The sequence below is a fragment of the Flavobacterium sp. FlaQc-57 genome, assembly GCF_044007395.1.
Classification (GTDB): Bacteria; Bacteroidota; Bacteroidia; order Flavobacteriales; family Flavobacteriaceae; genus Flavobacterium.
Map to the genome: position 1 here is coordinate 1,047,368 of NZ_JBIPDA010000002.1, position 19,197 is coordinate 1,066,564.

Genomic DNA, 19,197 nt, shown 5'->3' on the forward strand with positions numbered 1-19,197 from the left:
TTTTTAAACCTGAAACAAAATATTAAGAATGGAAGTTTTAAAAATAGCAACAGCAGGAAGTGTAGATGATGGAAAAAGTACTTTAATTGGAAGATTATTGTACGATACAAAATCATTGACTACAGATAAAATTGAAGCAATCGAAAAAAGCAGTAAACAAAAAGGATACGATTATCTTGATTTTTCATTGGCGACTGATGGTTTAGTAGCCGAAAGAGAACAAGGAATCACAATTGATGTTGCACATATTTATTTTTCGACTGCAAAGAAAAGTTACATCATTGCCGATACTCCGGGACACGTAGAATACACTAGAAATATGGTTACAGGAGCTTCGACTTCGCAGGTTTCTATTATTTTAATTGATGCCAGAAAAGGAGTAATTGAGCAAACTTACCGTCACTTTTTTATCAATAATTTATTGAGAGTAAAAGAGGTAATTGTAGCAATTAATAAAATGGATTTAGTTGATTATTCTGAAGAAGTTTACAATAAAATCAAAGCCGATTTTCAGGCATTAAATGCAAAAAGTACTTTCAAGGAGCAAAACGTAAGTTATATTCCGTTAAGTGCAATCAATGGCGGAAACGTAGTTGATCAATCTAAAGATATGCCTTGGTATACAGGTCAAACCGTTTTAGAACATTTAGAAGGATTACATTCTTCAGATGTTTTTGAAACAGGAAAAGCACGTTTCCCGGTTCAAACTGTAATTCGTCCAAAGACAGAAGAATACCATGATTTTAGAGGTTACGCAGGAAAATTATACGGAAACTCAATAAAAGTTGGAGATGCTGTAACAGTTCTTCCTTCTTTAACAGAATCAAAAGTATCTAAAATTCACTTTTTCGATAAAACATTTGATGAAGCTGTTGCAGGTTCTTCAATTACAATTGAATTAGAAAGTGATATCAATGTAACAAGAGGTGATATGATTGTAAAATCGTCAGAGCTTCCAAAAATTGAAAAAGATATTGTAACAACAATTTGTTGGATGGACAGTAAGAAATTGGTTCCAGGAACAAAATATCTAGTGCAGCACAATACTAATAGAGTTTTGGCTAAAATAGAAAGCATAACAAATACAATTGCAACAGATTATTCAGGAACGACACCAGCTTCGCAATTAGCAATCAACGAAATAGGAGAAGTAAGCATTAAGTTAAGCAAACCTTTATATTTTGATGCTTACAACGAAAACAAATCAAATGGTGCTTTCATCTTAATTGATACAGCAACAAATACAACAGCAGGAGTAGGATTCATTAGGTAGTTTCACTGCTGTAAGCAATAAGCTTTAGGCTGTAAGCTTTAAGCAAAAAACGTATAAAAAGGCATGTAAGAAAGCTTGAAGCTTATTGCTTAGAGCCAAGCCAGAAAAAGACAAAGTTAATAAAGCTTAAAGCGTATAGCCTAAAGCCTAAAGCGTAAAAGAAATGGAAAGTTTTAGAACAGAAATAGAAAATCCGATTGTTCAGAAAGAGATCATCGATTTAGAAAAAAAGATTCACTTATTCCGTGGAGGAAAAATTGATGATGAGCGTTTTCGCAGTCTTCGTTTAGCGCGTGGAATTTACGGACAACGTCAGGAAGGCGTTCAAATGATTCGTATCAAACTGCCATATGGTAAAGTAACGAGCGAGCAATTGGTGCGTATTACTAAAGTTTCTGACGAATATTCTACAGGACGTTTGCATATTACAACACGTCAGGATATTCAGATTCACTATGTAAGTTTAGATAGAACTCCAGAGCTTTGGGCAAATTTGGCTAAAGACGATATTACATTGCGTGAAGCTTGTGGAAACACAGTGAGAAATATTACAGGAAGTGAGTTAGCAGGTGTAGATGTAGATGAACCGTTTGATGTTTCGCCTTATGCACACGGAATGTTTCAATATTTATTAAGAAATCCAATCTGTCAGGAAATGGGACGTAAATTCAAAATTTCGTTCTCTTCTTCAGATGAAGATACCGCTTTGAGTTATTTACACGATTTAGGATTTATTCCGAAAATTGTAAATGGCGAAAAAGGTTTTAAAATTGTTTTTGGTGGAGGTCTAGGATCTCAGCCAGCACATGCCGAACTACTTTCAGAATTTGTTCCCGTAAATCAAATTATTCCAACAGCAGAAGGAATCATCCGTATTTTTGACCGATATGGTGAACGTGCAAAAAGAATGAAAGCGCGTATGAAATTCTTAATTAAAGAAATGGGAAGAGATGTTTTCCTTGATTTGGTTGAAAAAGAGAAAAAAGCGATTGCTTTTGAAACATATGAGATAGATACAACTGCTTTTGATGGACCAATTCCGGAACCATTATTAGAAGTGCCACAAGTTACAATCGAAGATACTAAAGCGTATGAAGCGTGGAAAAAATCGAATGTAATTGCACAAAAACAAGCGGGTTATTATGCTATTGGAATCAAAGTTTTATTAGGAGATTTTTATACTGATAAAGCGAGATTATTAGCTGATTTGATTAAAAATTATGCAGCAAATGAATTGCGTTTTTCATTGCGTCAAAATATTGTAATACGTCACGTAAAAGAAGCAAATTTGCCTTTCTTTTACCAGGAATTAGCCAAATTGAATTTTGTTCATTTAGGATATAATTCTACTGCAGATATTACAGCATGCCCGGGTACAGATACTTGTAATTTGGGGATTGCAAGTAGTACCGGAATTGCAGAAGAATTGGAGAAAGTTTTAAATGCAGAATATCCTCAGTATTTGAATAATCGTGAAATTGAAATTAAAATTTCGGGTTGTATGAATGCTTGTGGACAACACAATATGTCTGCAATTGGTTTTCAGGGAATGTCAATCAACTCAGGGAAATTAGTTGCTCCAGCTTTACAAGTTTTATTAGGTGGAGGAAGATTAGGAAATGGAGTTGGACGTTTTGCTGATAAAGTTATCAAAATTCCAAGCCGTAGAGGACCAGATGCTTTGCGTACAATCTTAAATGATTTTGATGCTAATGCAAACGGAGAAAAATTCCTTAATTATTATGATGCAAAAGGAGAGAAATATTTCTATGAAATCTTAAAACCTTTCGCAGATGTAACCAATTTAACCGAAGCTGATTTCATTGATTGGGGTAATGCAGACAACTATGTAAAAGCAGTTGGAGTTGGAGAATGTGCCGGTGTTGTAATTGATTTAGTTGCTACTTTGGTATTAGAAGCTAAAGATAAATTGACTTTCGCACAAGAATCATTCGACGAAAATAAATGGTCAGATGCAATTTATCACGCTTACGCCGGATTTGTAAATGGTGCAAAAGCATTGTTGCTTTCTGAAAACGAAAAAACAAATAATCATGCAGGAATTGTAGATTTATTTGACAATGTTTTCATCGCAACAGATAAAATTCAATTGCCAACAACATTCAGAGAATTGGTATATCAAATCAATCAAAATGAACCTTCAGAAGCTTTTGCAAAAAAATACATTCAAGAAGGAATTGCATTTTTTGATACAATAGAAAAATATAGAGCTCAAGAATTAGCAAATGCATAATACAATAAAACCCAAAGTAACTTTAGTTGGCGCAGGTCCCGGAGATCCGGATTTGCTTACGCTGAAAGCCGTAAAAGCACTAGCTGAAGCGAATGTGGTTTTGTACGATGCATTGGCCAATGACGAAATATTAGCACACGCTCCCAAAAACGCTATCAAGATTTTTGTTGGAAAAAGAGTTGGAAATCACGCTTATACGCAAGATCAAATCAATCAATTGATTGTAGATAATGCATTAACGTACGGAAATGTAGTGCGTTTAAAAGGCGGAGATCCTTTCATTTTTGGACGCGGAAGTGAAGAAATTGATTTTGCAGAAAGTTTCGGAATCGAAACGTTTGTAATTCCTGGAATTTCTTCAGTAGTGGCAGTTCCTGCAAGTCAGGGAATTTCCATTACAAAAAGAGGAGTTTCAGAAAGTTTTTGGGCGATTACCGGAACAACATCAGACAGAAAATTATCTTCAGATGTAGCATTGGCCGCGCAATCATCTGCAACAGTTGTGATTTTGATGGGAATGCACAAATTGCCTCAAATTATCGACTTGTTTCAAAAAGAAAACAAAGGAGAATTACCGGTTGCGATTATTCAAAACGGAACAACTTCTGAAGAAAAAGTAGGAGTAGGAACTGTAGATTCGATTCTTGAAATTGTAAAAGAACAAAAATTGAGTTCACCTGCAATTATTGTTCTTGGAGAAGTGGTCCGCGAAAGCAATAAGCTAAAAGGATTTTACGAAGAATTTCTATCAAAAGAAATCATCCGATAAAGTTCCGGAGGAACGACCAATATTTTAGCCCAGAGTTTTAACCCTGGGAGAGAATGTAAATAACGTAGGGTCGGGTTTTAACCCCAAGTTGCCAAAGAGAATTATATTTTGGTAATAAAAAATCATCTAATTTTGTTTAGATGAAATTAAATTAAAATGGAACAAAACGAATTATATCCAATATTCTTAAAACTTCATAATCTGAATGTTTTGATTGTGGGAGGTGGAAATGTAGGATTAGAGAAGTTGTCTTTTTTGCTAAAGTCAAGTCCAAACGCAAATGTTGAGGTTGTGGCGCCAAATTTTCATTTAGAAATTAAGGTTTTGGCCGAAAAACATCCTTCGATTACATTAACAAAATCGAAGTTCAAAAAGAAAATGCTTAAAAAGCGTCACATGGTAATCGCTTGTACAGATGATTTAAAAGTCAATAAAAAGGTATATGATTTATCCCGAAAGCGTTATTTGATTTGCAATATTGCCGATACGCCGGATTTATGTGACTATTATTTAGGTGGAATTGTAACAAAAGGAAATGTGAAAATCGCCATTTCGACCAACGGAAAATCACCAACAACGGCCAAAAGATTGCGTGAGTTTTTTGAAGAAGTAATTCCGGATGATATCAATCAAATGGTTGAAAATCTGAATGAATACCGAAAGACATTAAAAGGTAATTTTGAAGATAAGGTTAAAAAAATGAACGAAATTACTGCTTCATTAAAAAAATAAAGAGTAAAAAATTTCTCAAAGAAATGAATGATAAAAATCATTGAAAATAGAATAAATTATTCGTTTCTTTGTATTATTAAGAATGATTATAAACAACAGCATAATGATTAAAACAGATATACTTATAATTGGAGCAGGCCCAACAGGTTTATTTGCCGTTTTTGAGGCAGGATTATTAAAATTAAAATGTCATATTTTAGATGCTTTGCCACAAGCAGGAGGACAACTTTCAGAATTGTATCCAAAAAAACCTATTTATGATATTCCTGGTTTCCCAGAAGTTTTAGCAGGAGATTTAATTGATAACTTACAAGAACAAATTAAACAATTTGAGCCTGGTTATACATTAGGAGAACGTGCTGAAACTATTGACAAACAAGAAGACGGAAGTTTTATCGTAACCTCAAATAAAGGAACTAAATTTCATGCACCGGTTATTGCAATCGCTGGAGGTTTAGGAAGTTTTGAGCCACGTAAACCACTTATTGAAGATATCGAGTTTTATGAAAATAAAGGAGTAAAATACTTCATCAAAAATCCGGAAAAATTCAGAGATAAAAGAGTTGTAATTGCCGGAGGAGGAGATTCAGCTTTAGACTGGAGTATTTTCTTGTCTAACGTAGCTTCAGAAGTAACTTTAATTCACCGTAGAAACGAATTTAGAGGTGCTTTAGATTCTGTAGAAAAAGTACAGGAATTAAAAACTTCAGGAAAAATTAAATTAATTACACCGGCAGAAGTTATCGGAATCAATGGTGCAGAGCATATTGAGTCCTTAGATATCGAAGAAAACGGAGCGCACCGTAAAATCGAGACCGATTATTTTATTCCACTTTTCGGATTAACACCAAAATTAGGTCCAATTGGAGACTGGGGATTAGACATCGAGAAAAATGCAATTAAAGTAAACAACGCATTAGATTACCAGACAAATATTCCGGGAATCTTCGCTATTGGAGACGTAAATACATACCCAGGAAAGTTGAAATTAATCCTTTGTGGTTTCCACGAAGCAACTTTAATGTGTCAGGCAGCATATCAAATCATCAATCCAGGTAAAAAATACGTATTAAAATATACGACAGTTTCTGGTGTAGACGGTTTCGACGGAACTCGTAAAGAAGCTCCAAAAGCGGTTGTTAAGGCGATTGTTTAGTCTAAGACGCTAAGGTTCTAAGTAACTAAGGCTCTAAGATTTTTATATACAAAGCCCAAACTTTTAAAGTTTGGGCTTTTTTTATTCACTATTATTAAGAATCCCAGAGGGATGACATATTTATAGAATTAACGATATTTGTTGGCAGAAGCCCCAGCGGGGTGAAATATTATGTTCAAAACATGATAGCTATGTCGCTCCGCTGGAGCTTTCTATAGAATGATGTTTTTTTGCTATAAACATTACGCTCCGCTGGAGCTTTTAATATAAGTAAAGTATTAAACTTAGAACCTCAGTCTCGATAGCGTCTGAGCATCTTTAAGAAAAACTTAGAACCTTAGTAACTTAGTCTCTCAGAAACTTAAAAAAAACTTGCAATTGTTAAGCTTATGTCTTTACTTTGCACTGTTCTTAAAATTACTGAAAGTTATCACGAAAGGCGGAGGGAAAGACCCAATGAAACCTTAGCAACCCTTTATCATAAAGAAGGTGCTACATTCTACTTTATACTAATTCATAGTATTAAAGATAGATAACACAAATACATAAAGTATTTCTCCAACTTTTCCTGACAACCTTACAACATAATTTTACTGAATTTCAGTATCATGAGCGAATCATTGGCGCATTTTTGCCGTCAATCGTTCCCGCTTTCGCCTATATCTCTCCATTTCATTGCGAGGATACCGGCTCAATCGGGGCTAATTAGCCATGAATAGTGAATTTTCGGAATTAAAGTGAATCAAAATAACGTATCCTAACAGGTTTCAAAAACCTGTTAGGGATCTATTTCAAGATAATAAAAAATAAAAAAAAACTTAGCGACTTAGTCCCGAGGCTTCGGGATAGTGTCTTAGCAGCTAAAAGATAAAAGCTATGTCAACAACAATTCAGGAAGCAATTAAAAAAAATATCCTAATCCTAGATGGAGCAATGGGAACAATGTTGCAACGCTATAATTTCTCCGAAGAAGATTTTAGAGGAGAGCGTTTCAAAGATTTTCCGCATCCGTTAAAAGGAAACAACGATTTACTATCCATAACACAACCACAGGCAATCCGCGATGTCCACGCCGCTTATTACGAAGCCGGCGCAGACATCGTAGAAACCAATACTTTCTCAGGAACAACAATCGGTATGGCCGATTATTTCCTGGAAGAGTACGTTTACGAACTAAATTACGAATCGGCTAAACTTGCCCGTGGAGTAGCTGATGAATTTACAGCCAAAAATCCGGACAAGCCACGTTTCGTAGCCGGGTCAATCGGACCAACAAACAGAACAGCAAGTATGTCGCCAGATGTAAATGATCCGGGTTACAGAGCCGTAACGTTTGACGATTTACGTATTGCTTACAAACAACAAGTTGAAGCTTTAATGGATGGAGGTTGCGATTTACTTTTAGTAGAAACCATCTTTGATACCTTAAATGCCAAAGCAGCACTTTTTGCTATTGAAGAAGTAAAAGAAGATCGTAATATCGATATTCCGATCATGGTTTCAGGAACGATCACAGATGCTTCAGGAAGAACACTTTCAGGACAAACTGTTGAAGCATTCCTGATTTCAGTTTCACATATTCCGTTATTAAGTGTAGGATTCAATTGTGCTCTTGGAGCCGATTTGTTGAAACCGTACTTGAAAACATTAGCACAACATACCAGCTTTAATGTTTCGGCACATCCAAATGCAGGATTGCCAAACGCATTCGGACAATACGATGAAACACCGGAACAAACTCAGGCTTTCATTAAAGAATATTTAGATGATAATTTAATCAACATAATCGGTGGTTGTTGCGGAACAACTCCGGATCATATTCGATTAATAGCGGAAGTTGCGAAGGATTATAAACCACGTGTGGCGTCGGTGTTAGTATAGAGATTCTTAAAAGCTTGTTTTTATAGTAAATTAAATTATAAATAATAGATGAATAATTGGATAATTGGAGGACTTGTATTTACAATAATTGGTTACATTTTTACTGGGATCGGGTATTTTAAGCAAATCAAAGATGCTGAAAGAGACAAAATTGAGCTAAATGACTTTAGAGCGCAATCTTTATCTAATGATGGTAAAATTATTGGTCACGTAGAACTTAATTCAAATAAAATTGATACTGTAACTAAAGAAGTCATTGAAAGTAGGGATGTTTTTGATAAAAAAATTAATGTTTCAAATGATTATGATTTAAAAAAATTAAAGAGTGACTCTCCTTATGTTGAAGTGTTATCTAATGCAATAGCATTTAGTCCAGAGAATGAAGGGATAAAATATAGAATTGTATTTATCAACACAAAATTACGAGATGCAATTAATGTTTCTTTTGAATTTTTCATTTTATTCAGAAATATAAATGACACAGATTGGGGAGATTATTATCAATATAATAATTTAGGAAATAAGATTCCAAGGATTAGTAAAGAACACCCAATTAGTACTTCAGGTACAATTAATTTGTCATACACAAATTTTGTTAAGCTTGCTAAGGGAGGTCTTATCCAAATTCGTGTTAAGTTTTATGATGAAATTTTAGACGAGTATATTTCTTATAAGCTAAACTATAAAATGAAAGGTGATAATGCTATCGAAATTTTTATAGGAGATAAAGAATCGGAAAATAGAATTGAAAGTTTTATGAAGAAAATCAGTTATAAAAACAAATTATAGAATTTCTTATGAAACCGAATTTGCGTGAGGGATAGCAGCGGCTAGCCCACAGCCTGACGAAGGAAGTACGAGGACTAATAGCGGATAGCCCGGCCCGGAGGGACACGCCCAAAAAGATATTAGAAAAGATAAAAGGTTAAAGAACCTTAAACATATAGGATATAAAACTTAGAATCTAAGCATCTTAGAACCTTAGTAACTTAAAAAGAAATGGCAGAAAAAAGAAGAGACCTTGTATTAGCAGGATTAGAACCGTTGATTATTACGCCAACCAGTGTTTTTGTAAACGTTGGTGAGCGTACGAATGTAACAGGCTCAAGAAAATTCCTTCGCTTAATCAAGGAAGAGAAATATGACGAAGCACTTGATATTGCAAGACAACAAGTAGAAGGTGGAGCACAGATCATCGATATTAATATGGATGAGGGAATGCTTGATGGTGTTCAGGCAATGACAAAATTCCTGAATTTAATTGCGTCAGAACCGGATATTTCGAGAGTACCGATTATGATCGACAGCTCGAAATGGGAAATCATTGAAGCGGGTCTAAAAGTAGTACAAGGAAAAAGCGTTGTAAACTCGATTTCGTTGAAAGAAGGTGAAGAAGCCTTTATTCATCACGCCAAATTAATCAAACGATATGGAGCTGCGGCAATTATCATGGCTTTTGACGAAGTTGGTCAGGCCGATAATTTTGACCGAAGAGTTGAAATCTGTCAGCGTTCGTATGATATTTTGGTAAACAAAGTTGGTTTTCCTCCACAGGATATTATTTTCGATTTGAATATTTTCCCAGTTGCAACCGGAATGGAAGAACATCGCTTAAATGCTTTGGACTTTTTTAGAGGTACAAAATGGGTTCGTGATAACTTGCCTCACGCGCACATTAGTGGTGGTGTGAGTAACGTTTCGTTCTCTTTTAGAGGAAATGATACCGTTCGTGAAGCGATGCACTCGGTGTTTTTATACCATGCGATCAAGAACGGAATGACAATGGGAATCGTAAATCCGGAAATGCTTTCGATTTATGATGATATTCCAAAAGATTTGTTAGAGCACGTTGAAGACGTAATCTTAAACAGACGTGATGACGCAACAGAAAGACTTCTGGATTTTGCTGAGAACGTAAAAGGCGAAGTAAAATCAGATGAAAAAGCGATTCAGGAATGGCGTTTAGGAACGGTTCAGGAACGTATCACACATTCATTAGTAAAAGGAGTTGATGCTTTTATTGAAGAAGATGTTGAAGAGGCACGTTTGGCGGCAACAAAACCTATTGAAGTTATCGAAATTAATTTGATGACGGGAATGAATGTCGTAGGAGATTTATTTGGAAGCGGAAAAATGTTTTTGCCTCAGGTTGTAAAATCGGCACGTGTAATGAAAAAAGCAGTGGCGTATTTATTGCCATTTATTGAAGCAAGCAAACAAGCCGGAGATAAACAAGGAAACGGAAAAATCTTGATGGCAACCGTAAAAGGTGACGTTCACGATATTGGTAAAAACATCGTTTCGGTAGTTTTGGCCTGTAACAATTACGAGATTGTAGATCTTGGTGTTATGGTGCCTCCGGAAAAAATTATTGCTGCGGCGATTGAACATAATGTAGACATTATTGGATTAAGCGGACTGATTACACCTTCGCTTGACGAAATGGTGTATTTGGCTAAAGAACTAGACAAACAAGGAATTAAAATTCCGATTATGATTGGTGGAGCAACGACTTCGCGTGCACATACTGCCGTGAAAATTGCACCACAATATAGAGAAACTGTAATTCACGTAAACGATGCTTCACGTGCCGTAACCGTTGCAGGAAATCTATTAGATCATAACCGTAAAATATATGCAAGCGATATTCGTGCAGATTATGATGCGTTTAGAGAAACGTTTTTAAATCGTTCAAGAGATAAAAACTTCCTAACGATCGAGCAAGCGCGTAAAAATAAATTGCAATTGGATTGGAATGAATATACACCAACCAAACCAAAAGTAATTGGTAAACAAATCGTCGAAGTAGATTTAGATATTTTGGTTCCGTATATCGACTGGACACCGTTTTTTAGAACGTGGGAATTGTTCGGGAAATATCCGGCAATTTTAACTGATGAGGTTGTGGGAGAACAAGCAACTTCGGTTTTTGCAGATGCTCAGGAAATGTTGAAAGTGATTTTGGCAGAGAAAAAATTATCTGCAAAAGGAATTTATGGAATCTTCCCTGCGAATCAGGTTGATGATGATGATATAGAATTGCGTGATGAAAACGGAAAAGTGTTGGAGAAATTCTTAACGCTTCGTCAGCAATCACAAAAAACAAAAGGAGCACCAAACATCGCTTTGTCTGATTTTATCTTGCCAAAAGATTCAGGGGTTACAGATTATATTGGAGCTTTTTGTGTAACTACAGGCTTTGGTGTTGATGAATGGGCAGCCGAATTCGAAAAAGATTTAGACGATTATAATTCCATTATGGTTAAAGCATTAGCGGATCGTTTTGCTGAGGCTTTCGCTGAATATTTGCACGAGAAAGTACGTCAGGATTTCTGGGGTTATGATGCTGAAGAATCACTTTCGACAGAAGATTTGATCGAAGAAAATTATAAAGGAATCCGTCCCGCTCCTGGCTATCCAGCTTGTCCGGATCACTTAGAGAAACCAACAATTTGGAAACTCTTAAATGTAGCCGACGAAATTGGAGTAACCTTAACGGAAAGTATGGCGATGTGGCCAGCTTCATCAGTTTCAGGATACTACTTCGGAAATCCGAAAAGTAAATATTTCGGACTAGGAAAAATAAAAGAAGATCAGGTGGTAGATTACGCCAAACGACGCAGTGTGTCAACTGAATACGCAAGCAAATGGTTAAATCCTAATATAGCAGATTAAAAAGTTTTTTGTTTCAAGTTTCAGGTTTAAAGTTCTCTATAGCAACTTGAAACGTTAAACCTGAAACAACAACATATTTGATTAACGTTTTTTGATTTCAGATTTTTTACACAAACTATTCAAAACTCATAATCATCACTCATAATTTAAAAAATGAAAGTAACAGAACATATAGAAAACGCCAAAGGAAAAACATTATTCTCATTCGAACTTATTCCACCTCAAAAAGGGAAAAGTATTAATGAACTATACGATAATATTGATCCGTTAATGGAATTTCAACCGCCGTTTATTGATGTGACAACTTCTCGCGAAGAATATATTTATATTGATAAAGGAAATGGACTTTTAGATAAAAAGTTAACTCGTATGCGTCCGGGAACACTTGGAATTTGTGCTTCTATAAAACATAAATACAATGTAGATACCGTTCCGCATTTGCTTTGTGGAGGATTTACGCAGGAAGAAACAGAATATATGCTGGTAGATTGTCAATATTTGGGAATCAACAATGTAATGGCGCTTCGAGGCGATGCTATGAAAGACGAACAATCTTTTGTGCCTAAACCGGGCGGTAATCATTTTGCGATTGATTTGGTAAAACAAATCAATAATTTAAACTGCGGAAAATACCTGCATGAAGTTATGGATATCGACAACAAAGCAGATTTCTGTATTGGTGTTGCTGGTTATCCGGAGAAACATTTAGAATCACCATCTTTACAATCAGATTTAAAAAGACTGAAAGAAAAAGTAGATGCCGGAGCTGATTATGTGGTAACACAAATGTTTTTTGATAACGCTAAGTATTTTAAATTTGTTGAAAAAGCAAGAGAAATAGGAATCACAATTCCTATTATTCCTGGAATTAAGCCAATTGCTGTTCAAAGACATTTACAGATTTTACCACAAATTTTCCGTATCGATTTACCAGAAGATTTAATCGATGCTGTAGATAAATGCAAGAATAACGCCGATATTAAACAAGTCGGAATCGAATGGGCAATTCAACAATCGTTAGAATTAAAAGCGGCTGGAGTTCCTGTTTTACACTATTATTCAATGGGAAAATCTGAAAATATTCGCCAGATCGCGAGTAAGGTTTTTTAATGATACACTCTGAACTTTGTAAAAGTTTTACACTTTTACAAAGTTATTCAAGTACAGTTTGTCATTCCGAGGAACGAGGAATCACACTCGTATGTCTACAAAGATTGGACGATATACTTTGCGGAGTTTCTAGTGTGATTCCTCGTTCCTCGGAATGACAAAAATAACGTAGCTTTTGGAATTTGGAATTTAAATTTTGGAATTTAATTTTACCATTATGAAACAAGAAGAATTACAAGCCATAGCTTCACAGCTAAAACATCCAACAGGAGAAAAAGGAATAGAAATGGCCAATATGATGCATGAAACCAACATCAACATGACACAACATTCTATTCAGAATCTACATATACAGTCTGGAGATAAAATTTTAGAACTTGGTCATGGAAATGCAGGTCATTTAGAATTTCTAATCGAACAAGCTGAAAACTTAAAATATTACGGGCTGGAAATGTCTGAGTTAATGTTTCAGGAAGCACGTCAGATTAACAGAAATTTTGTTTCGCAAAAGCAGGCTTTCTTTTCTCTTTATGATGGAAATAAAATTCCATTTGAAGATGCTTCATTCAATAAAGTATTCACTGTTAATACTATTTATTTCTGGAAAAATCCTGAAGAACTACTTTCGGAAATTCATAGAGTTTTACAATCAAAAGGTATTCTATGCATCACTTTTGCCGAGGAGAGTTTTATGAAACAACTTCCTTTTACTCAATTTGAATTTGATCTTTACAGCACAGAAAGGGCTGAAAAACTAATAGGAAAAACACTTTTTAAAATCATAAGTAAAGAGACTTTAAGAGAAAAAGTAAAAAGTAAAACCGGTGAATTAGTCGACAGGGATTTTACTACTTTAGTTTTAGAAAAATAGTAAAAAACTATTGCTGCCAATTTTAGCACTCTTTTTTTGAGTAATTTAATTGATTTTTATTTCAAGTTTCTATTTCTAAATTGTAATACGATTAAATTATGGAGGTTAAAAAAATCAATTTTTTTAAAAACTACAGCAGCATTCTGTTGCTTTTAGGTGGTATTATTGCAGGAAGTATTTTAGGGTTAATCTTTGGGAAAAAGATTGAAGTAATAAAACCAATTGGAGACATTTTTCTGAACTTACTTTTTACAGCTATTATCCCGCTGATCTTTTTTACAATTAGTTCCTCTATTGCCAATTTAGAAAAAACAGAAAAGTTAGGACGATTATTTGTCATAATGATTGTCGTTTTTCTGGGAACACTTATTACTTCTGCTATCGTTATGATTATAGCAGTATATCTTTTTCCAATTCATCAAGATATTATTTTGTCTAAAAATCCGCTCGAAGCCATTACGATGGGGAATACCGGCGATCAAATTGCAGGATTGCTTACAACCAATGATTTTTTCGAATTATTGTCTCGAAAAAGTATGTTAGCACTTATCATTTTTTCGTTTTTAATGGGATTTTCGACTTTGCAAGCGGGAGAAAAAGGCAGCAGTTTTAAGAGCTTTTTAGACTCAGGAAATGAAGTGATGAAACAGTTGTTAGCTATTATCATGAAAATGGCACCATTGGGTTTAGGGGCTTATTTTGCCTATCAGGTTAGTTTTTATGGACCGCAATTATTTGGGACTTATGCTAAACCATTAGGTATTTATTATGGAGCATGCCTGTTTTATTTCTTTGTTTTTTTTAGTTTCTATGCTTTTATAGCGGGAGGTAAAAGAGCTTTTGTAGTTTTTTGGAGTAATAATGTAACTCCTGCACTTACTGCCATTGGTACTTGCAGCAGTATTGCAACAATACCGGCTAATCTTGAGGCTGCCGAAAAAATGAAAATTCCGGCTCATGTTCGAAATGTGGTTATTCCGCTTGGTGCGCCATTGCACAAAGATGGTTCGAGTATGTCTTCAATTTTAAAAATTACGGTGTTATTTGCCATGTTTGGAAAAGACTTTACTGAGCCAAGTACCATACTTTTGGCACTTGGAATAACTATAATTGTTTCGATTGTTGAAGGCGGAATTCCAAATGGAGGTTATATTGGAGAAGTTTTAGCAATAACAGTTTATGGTTTGCCAATGGCAGAAGCTTTGCCGGTGGCGATGATTTTAGGAACACTTGTCGACCCGATTGCTACCGTATTAAACGCAAATGGCGATCTGATTTCTTCGATGATGATTTCACGGTTTTCTGAAAAAACAAAATGGTAATAAGTTAAATACCAGCACGAGAAAATAATTATTAATCTGCAAAATCCAGAAGCCATTTTCGGACTAAAGATTATGCAAATAAGCATTAAATATAGATAATGAATTTAGCACTTCAGCACGATTTAGACCATATTGAAGATATTTTAGATAAGGCAAAACAGCAAGGAATTGATTTCCTGAATAACCTGGATAACATTCCGACTTCAAACAAAGAATCAATAGATTCAACACGCGAATTAAACGAATTGGGTCTGGGAGCATTAGGAACTTTGGAAGAATTTAAAGAGCGATTAGCACCATTGATGGTTGCCTCTCCCGGACCAAGATATTTGGGTTTTGTAACCGGAGGTTCGACTCCGGCTTCGATAGTAGGAGATTGGCTTGCTTCAGTATATGATCAAAATGCTCAGTCAATCAAAGCGCAAGGAGGAAATTCGGCTTTGATAGAATTTGAAACAATTAATTTATTGTTGCAATTATTAGAATTGCCAAAATCATTTTTAGGTGGATTTGTAACGGGAGCAACAATGTCAAATTTTGCTTGTTTAGGAGTCGCAAGACAATGGTTTGGAGCTCAATTTGGAAAAGACTTTGCCAAAAATGGAATTTCTGAGACGATCAATATTTTAAGCGCTACACCACATTCTTCTTCGATAAAAACATTATCTATGTTAGGAATTGGAAGTAACAATTACAACACAATTAAAACTATTGAAGGGAATCGTGAAGCAATTGATATAGCCGATTTAGAAAAGAATATTCTGAGTTTAAACGGAAAACCTTTTATTCTGATTTCAAGTGCAGGAACAGTCAATACTGCTGATTTCGATGATTTTACTGCAATTTCAAAACTAAGAAAAAAATACAATTTCTGGTGGCATATCGATGCCGCTTTTGGTGGTTTTGCTGCCGTTTCAGATAAGTTTAAACATCTTGTTGAAGGTTGGGAAGGAGCCGATAGTATCACAATTGATTGTCATAAATGGTTAAATGTACCTTACGAAAGTGCTTTTTATTTAATTAAGAAAGAACATTTGAATCTTCAAATAGAAACTTTTCAAAATTCGAATGCACCTTATTTAGGAAATCCGTTAGAGAATTTTAATTATCTAAATGTATTACCTGAAAATTCTCGTCGTTTAAGAGCGTTGCCAGTTTGGTTTTCTTTATTAGCGTATGGGAAAGATGGTTTTCAGGATATTGTGGAGAATAGTGCCTTGCTTGCTTTGCATTTTGGAAATGCTCTTATTGAAGACAGTAATTTTGAATTGCTGGCTCCAATTCATCTCAATAATGTTTGTTTTACTTTAAAAGGAGAACATAATCAAGAGAAAGTAAGTGAATTTTTGACAACTCTAAACGATAGAGGAAAAGTTTTTATGACGCCTACAGTATATCAAAATCGAAAAGGAATTAGAGCTTCGTTTGTAAATTGGCGTACTACAGAAGGTGATGTTAAAATTGTTATACAAGAACTAAAAGAAACGATTCTGGATTTGGAAATATAACAGAAGCTTAAATTTTTTAAAGCCCGCTTATTTGATAAGCGGGCTTTTTTTTGCTCTCTTTTTAGATTTTTAAGAAAATGATGCTTAAATATTTTAACTTTTTGATTAGTAAATTTTAAGCAAATCTTAAGATTAGGTTAATTATTTACTAAGGATGTTAATGTTTTTTATTGATTTCTCTGTTTTAAAGTTAATTGCTATTCTTATTTAGAATAATTAAAAATAGTTTGGAAAAACTCTTTGAAGAGCCTAATTTTGCTGTCAATTTAATTTTCAAACCAAACTTAAATCATGCAAATTAGTAGATTAATGCTCTTGATTGCGATTCTCTTCACTTCGCTTCAAGGGTTCTCACAAAAAAATAAAGTAACCTTAACGGGAGTTATTTTAACAAATCTTGGTAAACCTGCCGAAGGTGTTTCGGTAGCACTAAAAGGAACAACATATGCTATACTGACAAATAGTAGAGGTGAATATAAAATTAGTGCCGAAGCAGGTGATTATGTTTTATTGATTACTCACGTTGGTTTTAAAACAACAGAAACAGTAATCTTTTTAAAGCAAGGAGGCAAACCAACACAAGACATTACAATGGAAGAAGATATGGCAAACTTGAATGAAGTTGCTGTAACAGGAAAGTCTAAAGTTCAAAGAGCACGAGAACAGGCGTACAATATAACTTCTGTTGATCTTAAAAAAACATACAATACATCTGCCGATTTAAATCAGGTTCTGAATAAAACAACAGGAGTTCGTATTCGTGAATATGGAGGATTAGGTTCTGCTTTTAACTTTTCTCTGAATGGATTTTCAGGTAATCAGGTTAAGTTTTTTCTTGACGGAGTGCCAATGGATAGTTATGGCTCTGCGCTTACGCTAAATAATATTCCTGTAAACATGGCCGAAAGAATTGATGTTTACAAAGGAGTTGTTCCAATTGAGTTGGGAGCTGATGCATTGGGTGGTGCAGTGAATATTGTTACCAATAAAAATGTGAATCGATACATTGACGCTTCTTATAGTTACGGTTCATTCAATACACACAGAGCTGCGGTTAATACCAGGTTTTCAGGCCGAGACGGGTTTATTGCCAATATTAATGCTTTTGCAAACTACTCAGATAATGATTATAAAGTAGATGTAAGTGTGGTTGACAAAAATACTTCGAAATTTTTGCCGGAACAAAAATACAAGCACTTTCACGATGGCTATAAATCTGGAACTATAATGGCAGAAGCTGGATTTAAAAATAAAAGTTTCGCTGATTATTTGCTTGTTGGTTTTGCTGTTGCCGGAAATAAGAAAGAAATTCAGCAAGGAAGAACAATGCAAAAAGTCGTTGGACAAGCATTTACTGATAGTGACAGTTTTATTACTTCTTTAAAATTTAAAAAAAGTGATCTTTTTACCAAAGGATTATCATTGAATATCAACACTACTTATGCCTTAGTAAATAACCGTTCCGTAGATACGTCTTCAAGAGTTTATGACTGGACAGGGAATTATGTTTACAGACAATTTGCCGGTGCAAATGATAAAGGAGAATTGGGCGATAAAACAATTTATGTTTACGATGAAGCAAATTCGCAAGTAACTACAAATTTGAAATATCAAGTAAGTGATCAACATTCAATTGCTGTAAATTATTCTTATTTAGGATACAAACGAAAAGAATCAAATGAGTATCTAAAAGTAGTTGAACTTGGAGAGCCTACTATCGATAAAAACATTTTAGGACTAAGCTATAATTTTAGTGGCTTGGACAATCGATTGGCTATTTCCGGATTTGGTAAAATGTTCGATTTATCTACAAAGATGATTGCTAATAATATAACACAATCATCGTCATCGACAAACTACGGTTATGGAGCTACTTCAGCCTATCATTTAACAGATAAACTTCAAATAAAAGGATCTTATGAACATGCTTATCGTTTGCCATCAGCGACAGAAATGCTTGGTGATGGATTAACTATAAACAGCAACATCGGATTGAAACCTGAAAGCAGTGATAATGCTAATTTAGGTTTGGCTTTTATTACTCAAAAAAGTAAAAATCAATTTAGTGCCGAGACAAGTTTGATCTATAGAGAAGCCAAAGATTTTATTCGTGAAAGACAAGATGGAGATAAAACAATTTTTGAAAATCTGCAAAATGTACAAATAACAGGTATTGATGGTGTCTTTAGATACGGATACAAAGATTTATTGAATTTCGAAGTTAATGGGACTTACCAAAAAAGTCTCAATAAAAACAAATACAAAGCAGGAACAACTAGCCCGGATGCATTATATGATGCGCAGTTACCAAACGTTCCGATCTTTTACGGAAATGCTGATTTGACTTTTAATTTTAAAAATATAAAATATCAAGGCGACAGGCTTACGCTAAATGTAAGCGCAAACTATATCGACGCATTTTATCTGACTTGGCCAGTTTTGGGAAGTTTAGAAACTAAAAAAGCAATTCCGGAACAATTTACTCAAAACGCTATGGTTGCCTATTCTTTTTTAAATGGGAAATACAATCTGGCTTTTGAATGCCGAAATATTACTGATGTAAAAGTGTACGACTACTTTAAAGTTCAAAAACCCGGACGTGCTTTTTCAGTTAAGTTCAGATACTTTCTTCAGTAACTAAAAATT

The 19,197-nt window shown here is 34.6% G+C and carries 13 protein-coding genes and 1 riboswitch; all 13 genes read left to right on the plus strand.

What is annotated here, in order from left to right:
• The first annotated feature begins 28 nt into the window (after positions 1 to 28).
• The 13 genes from ACHRVZ_RS10485 (at position 29) to ACHRVZ_RS10545 (ending at position 19,188) form a co-directional block, all read left to right on the plus strand.
• Positions 29 to 1,273, plus strand: coding sequence for a sulfate adenylyltransferase subunit 1 (locus ACHRVZ_RS10485; RefSeq protein ID WP_395422344.1), 1,245 nt, complete (start codon positions 29 to 31; stop codon positions 1,271 to 1,273).
• A 163-nt stretch (positions 1,274 to 1,436) separates the two neighbouring features.
• Positions 1,437 to 3,527 (plus strand): nitrite reductase, encoded by a 2,091-nt coding sequence (locus tag ACHRVZ_RS10490; RefSeq protein ID WP_395422345.1) that lies wholly within the window; start codon positions 1,437 to 1,439, stop codon positions 3,525 to 3,527.
• Complete coding sequence (gene cobA / locus ACHRVZ_RS10495) at positions 3,520 to 4,296, plus strand: uroporphyrinogen-III C-methyltransferase (protein ID WP_395422346.1); 777 nt, start codon at positions 3,520 to 3,522, stop codon at positions 4,294 to 4,296. The genes ACHRVZ_RS10490 and cobA overlap by 8 nt, the downstream gene beginning before the upstream one ends.
• Positions 4,297 to 4,452: 156 nt before the next feature.
• Entirely contained in the window at positions 4,453 to 5,028 is a 576-nt protein-coding gene (locus tag ACHRVZ_RS10500) for a bifunctional precorrin-2 dehydrogenase/sirohydrochlorin ferrochelatase (protein WP_395422347.1), read from the plus strand.
• A 103-nt stretch (positions 5,029 to 5,131) separates the two neighbouring features.
• Complete coding sequence (locus tag ACHRVZ_RS10505) at positions 5,132 to 6,184, plus strand: NAD(P)/FAD-dependent oxidoreductase (protein WP_395422348.1); 1,053 nt, start codon at positions 5,132 to 5,134, stop codon at positions 6,182 to 6,184.
• A gap of 424 nt (positions 6,185 to 6,608) precedes the next feature.
• A riboswitch (SAM riboswitch) is annotated at positions 6,609 to 6,723 on the plus strand.
• Positions 6,724 to 7,060: 337 nt separating this feature from the next.
• Positions 7,061 to 8,065, plus strand: a complete 1,005-nt coding sequence (locus tag ACHRVZ_RS10510) for a homocysteine S-methyltransferase family protein (RefSeq protein WP_395422349.1) — start codon at positions 7,061 to 7,063, stop codon at positions 8,063 to 8,065.
• 48 nt (positions 8,066 to 8,113) lie between these two features.
• Entirely contained in the window at positions 8,114 to 8,854 is a 741-nt protein-coding gene (locus ACHRVZ_RS10515) for a hypothetical protein (RefSeq protein ID WP_395422350.1), read from the plus strand.
• Between the two features lie 210 nt (positions 8,855 to 9,064).
• Positions 9,065 to 11,740, plus strand: coding sequence for a methionine synthase (metH, locus tag ACHRVZ_RS10520; RefSeq protein ID WP_395422351.1), 2,676 nt, complete (start codon positions 9,065 to 9,067; stop codon positions 11,738 to 11,740).
• A 153-nt stretch (positions 11,741 to 11,893) separates the two neighbouring features.
• Positions 11,894 to 12,850 carry a methylenetetrahydrofolate reductase [NAD(P)H] gene (gene metF / locus ACHRVZ_RS10525; protein WP_395422352.1) on the plus strand — a complete coding sequence of 319 codons (957 nt, stop codon included), beginning with the start codon at positions 11,894 to 11,896 and terminating at the stop codon, positions 12,848 to 12,850.
• 217 nt (positions 12,851 to 13,067) lie between these two features.
• Entirely contained in the window at positions 13,068 to 13,721 is a 654-nt protein-coding gene (locus tag ACHRVZ_RS10530; protein ID WP_395422353.1) for a class I SAM-dependent methyltransferase, read from the plus strand.
• Positions 13,722 to 13,819: 98 nt separating this feature from the next.
• Positions 13,820 to 15,043, plus strand: coding sequence for a dicarboxylate/amino acid:cation symporter (locus ACHRVZ_RS10535; RefSeq protein WP_395422354.1), 1,224 nt, complete (start codon positions 13,820 to 13,822; stop codon positions 15,041 to 15,043).
• 98 nt (positions 15,044 to 15,141) lie between these two features.
• Positions 15,142 to 16,551, plus strand: coding sequence for a pyridoxal phosphate-dependent decarboxylase family protein (locus ACHRVZ_RS10540; RefSeq protein ID WP_395422355.1), 1,410 nt, complete (start codon positions 15,142 to 15,144; stop codon positions 16,549 to 16,551).
• A 291-nt stretch (positions 16,552 to 16,842) separates the two neighbouring features.
• Positions 16,843 to 19,188, plus strand: coding sequence for a TonB-dependent receptor (locus ACHRVZ_RS10545; protein WP_395422356.1), 2,346 nt, complete (start codon positions 16,843 to 16,845; stop codon positions 19,186 to 19,188).
• Positions 19,189 to 19,197: the final 9 nt, after the last annotated feature.

Bases quoted from the DNA above. Each gene is read 5' to 3' on its own strand.
- ACHRVZ_RS10485 (WP_395422344.1), top strand. From the start codon at position 29: ATGGAAGTTTTAAAAATAGCAACAGCAGGAAGTGTAGATGATGGAAAA.
- ACHRVZ_RS10490 (WP_395422345.1), top strand. From the start codon at position 1,437: ATGGAAAGTTTTAGAACAGAAATAGAAAATCCGATTGTTCAGAAAGAG.
- cobA (WP_395422346.1), top strand. From the start codon at position 3,520: ATGCATAATACAATAAAACCCAAAGTAACTTTAGTTGGCGCAGGTCCC.
- ACHRVZ_RS10500 (WP_395422347.1), top strand. From the start codon at position 4,453: ATGGAACAAAACGAATTATATCCAATATTCTTAAAACTTCATAATCTG.
- ACHRVZ_RS10505 (WP_395422348.1), top strand. From the start codon at position 5,132: ATGATTAAAACAGATATACTTATAATTGGAGCAGGCCCAACAGGTTTA.
- ACHRVZ_RS10510 (WP_395422349.1), top strand. From the start codon at position 7,061: ATGTCAACAACAATTCAGGAAGCAATTAAAAAAAATATCCTAATCCTA.
- ACHRVZ_RS10515 (WP_395422350.1), top strand. From the start codon at position 8,114: ATGAATAATTGGATAATTGGAGGACTTGTATTTACAATAATTGGTTAC.
- metH (WP_395422351.1), top strand. From the start codon at position 9,065: ATGGCAGAAAAAAGAAGAGACCTTGTATTAGCAGGATTAGAACCGTTG.
- metF (WP_395422352.1), top strand. From the start codon at position 11,894: ATGAAAGTAACAGAACATATAGAAAACGCCAAAGGAAAAACATTATTC.
- ACHRVZ_RS10530 (WP_395422353.1), top strand. From the start codon at position 13,068: ATGAAACAAGAAGAATTACAAGCCATAGCTTCACAGCTAAAACATCCA.
- ACHRVZ_RS10535 (WP_395422354.1), top strand. From the start codon at position 13,820: ATGGAGGTTAAAAAAATCAATTTTTTTAAAAACTACAGCAGCATTCTG.
- ACHRVZ_RS10540 (WP_395422355.1), top strand. From the start codon at position 15,142: ATGAATTTAGCACTTCAGCACGATTTAGACCATATTGAAGATATTTTA.
- ACHRVZ_RS10545 (WP_395422356.1), top strand. From the start codon at position 16,843: ATGCAAATTAGTAGATTAATGCTCTTGATTGCGATTCTCTTCACTTCG.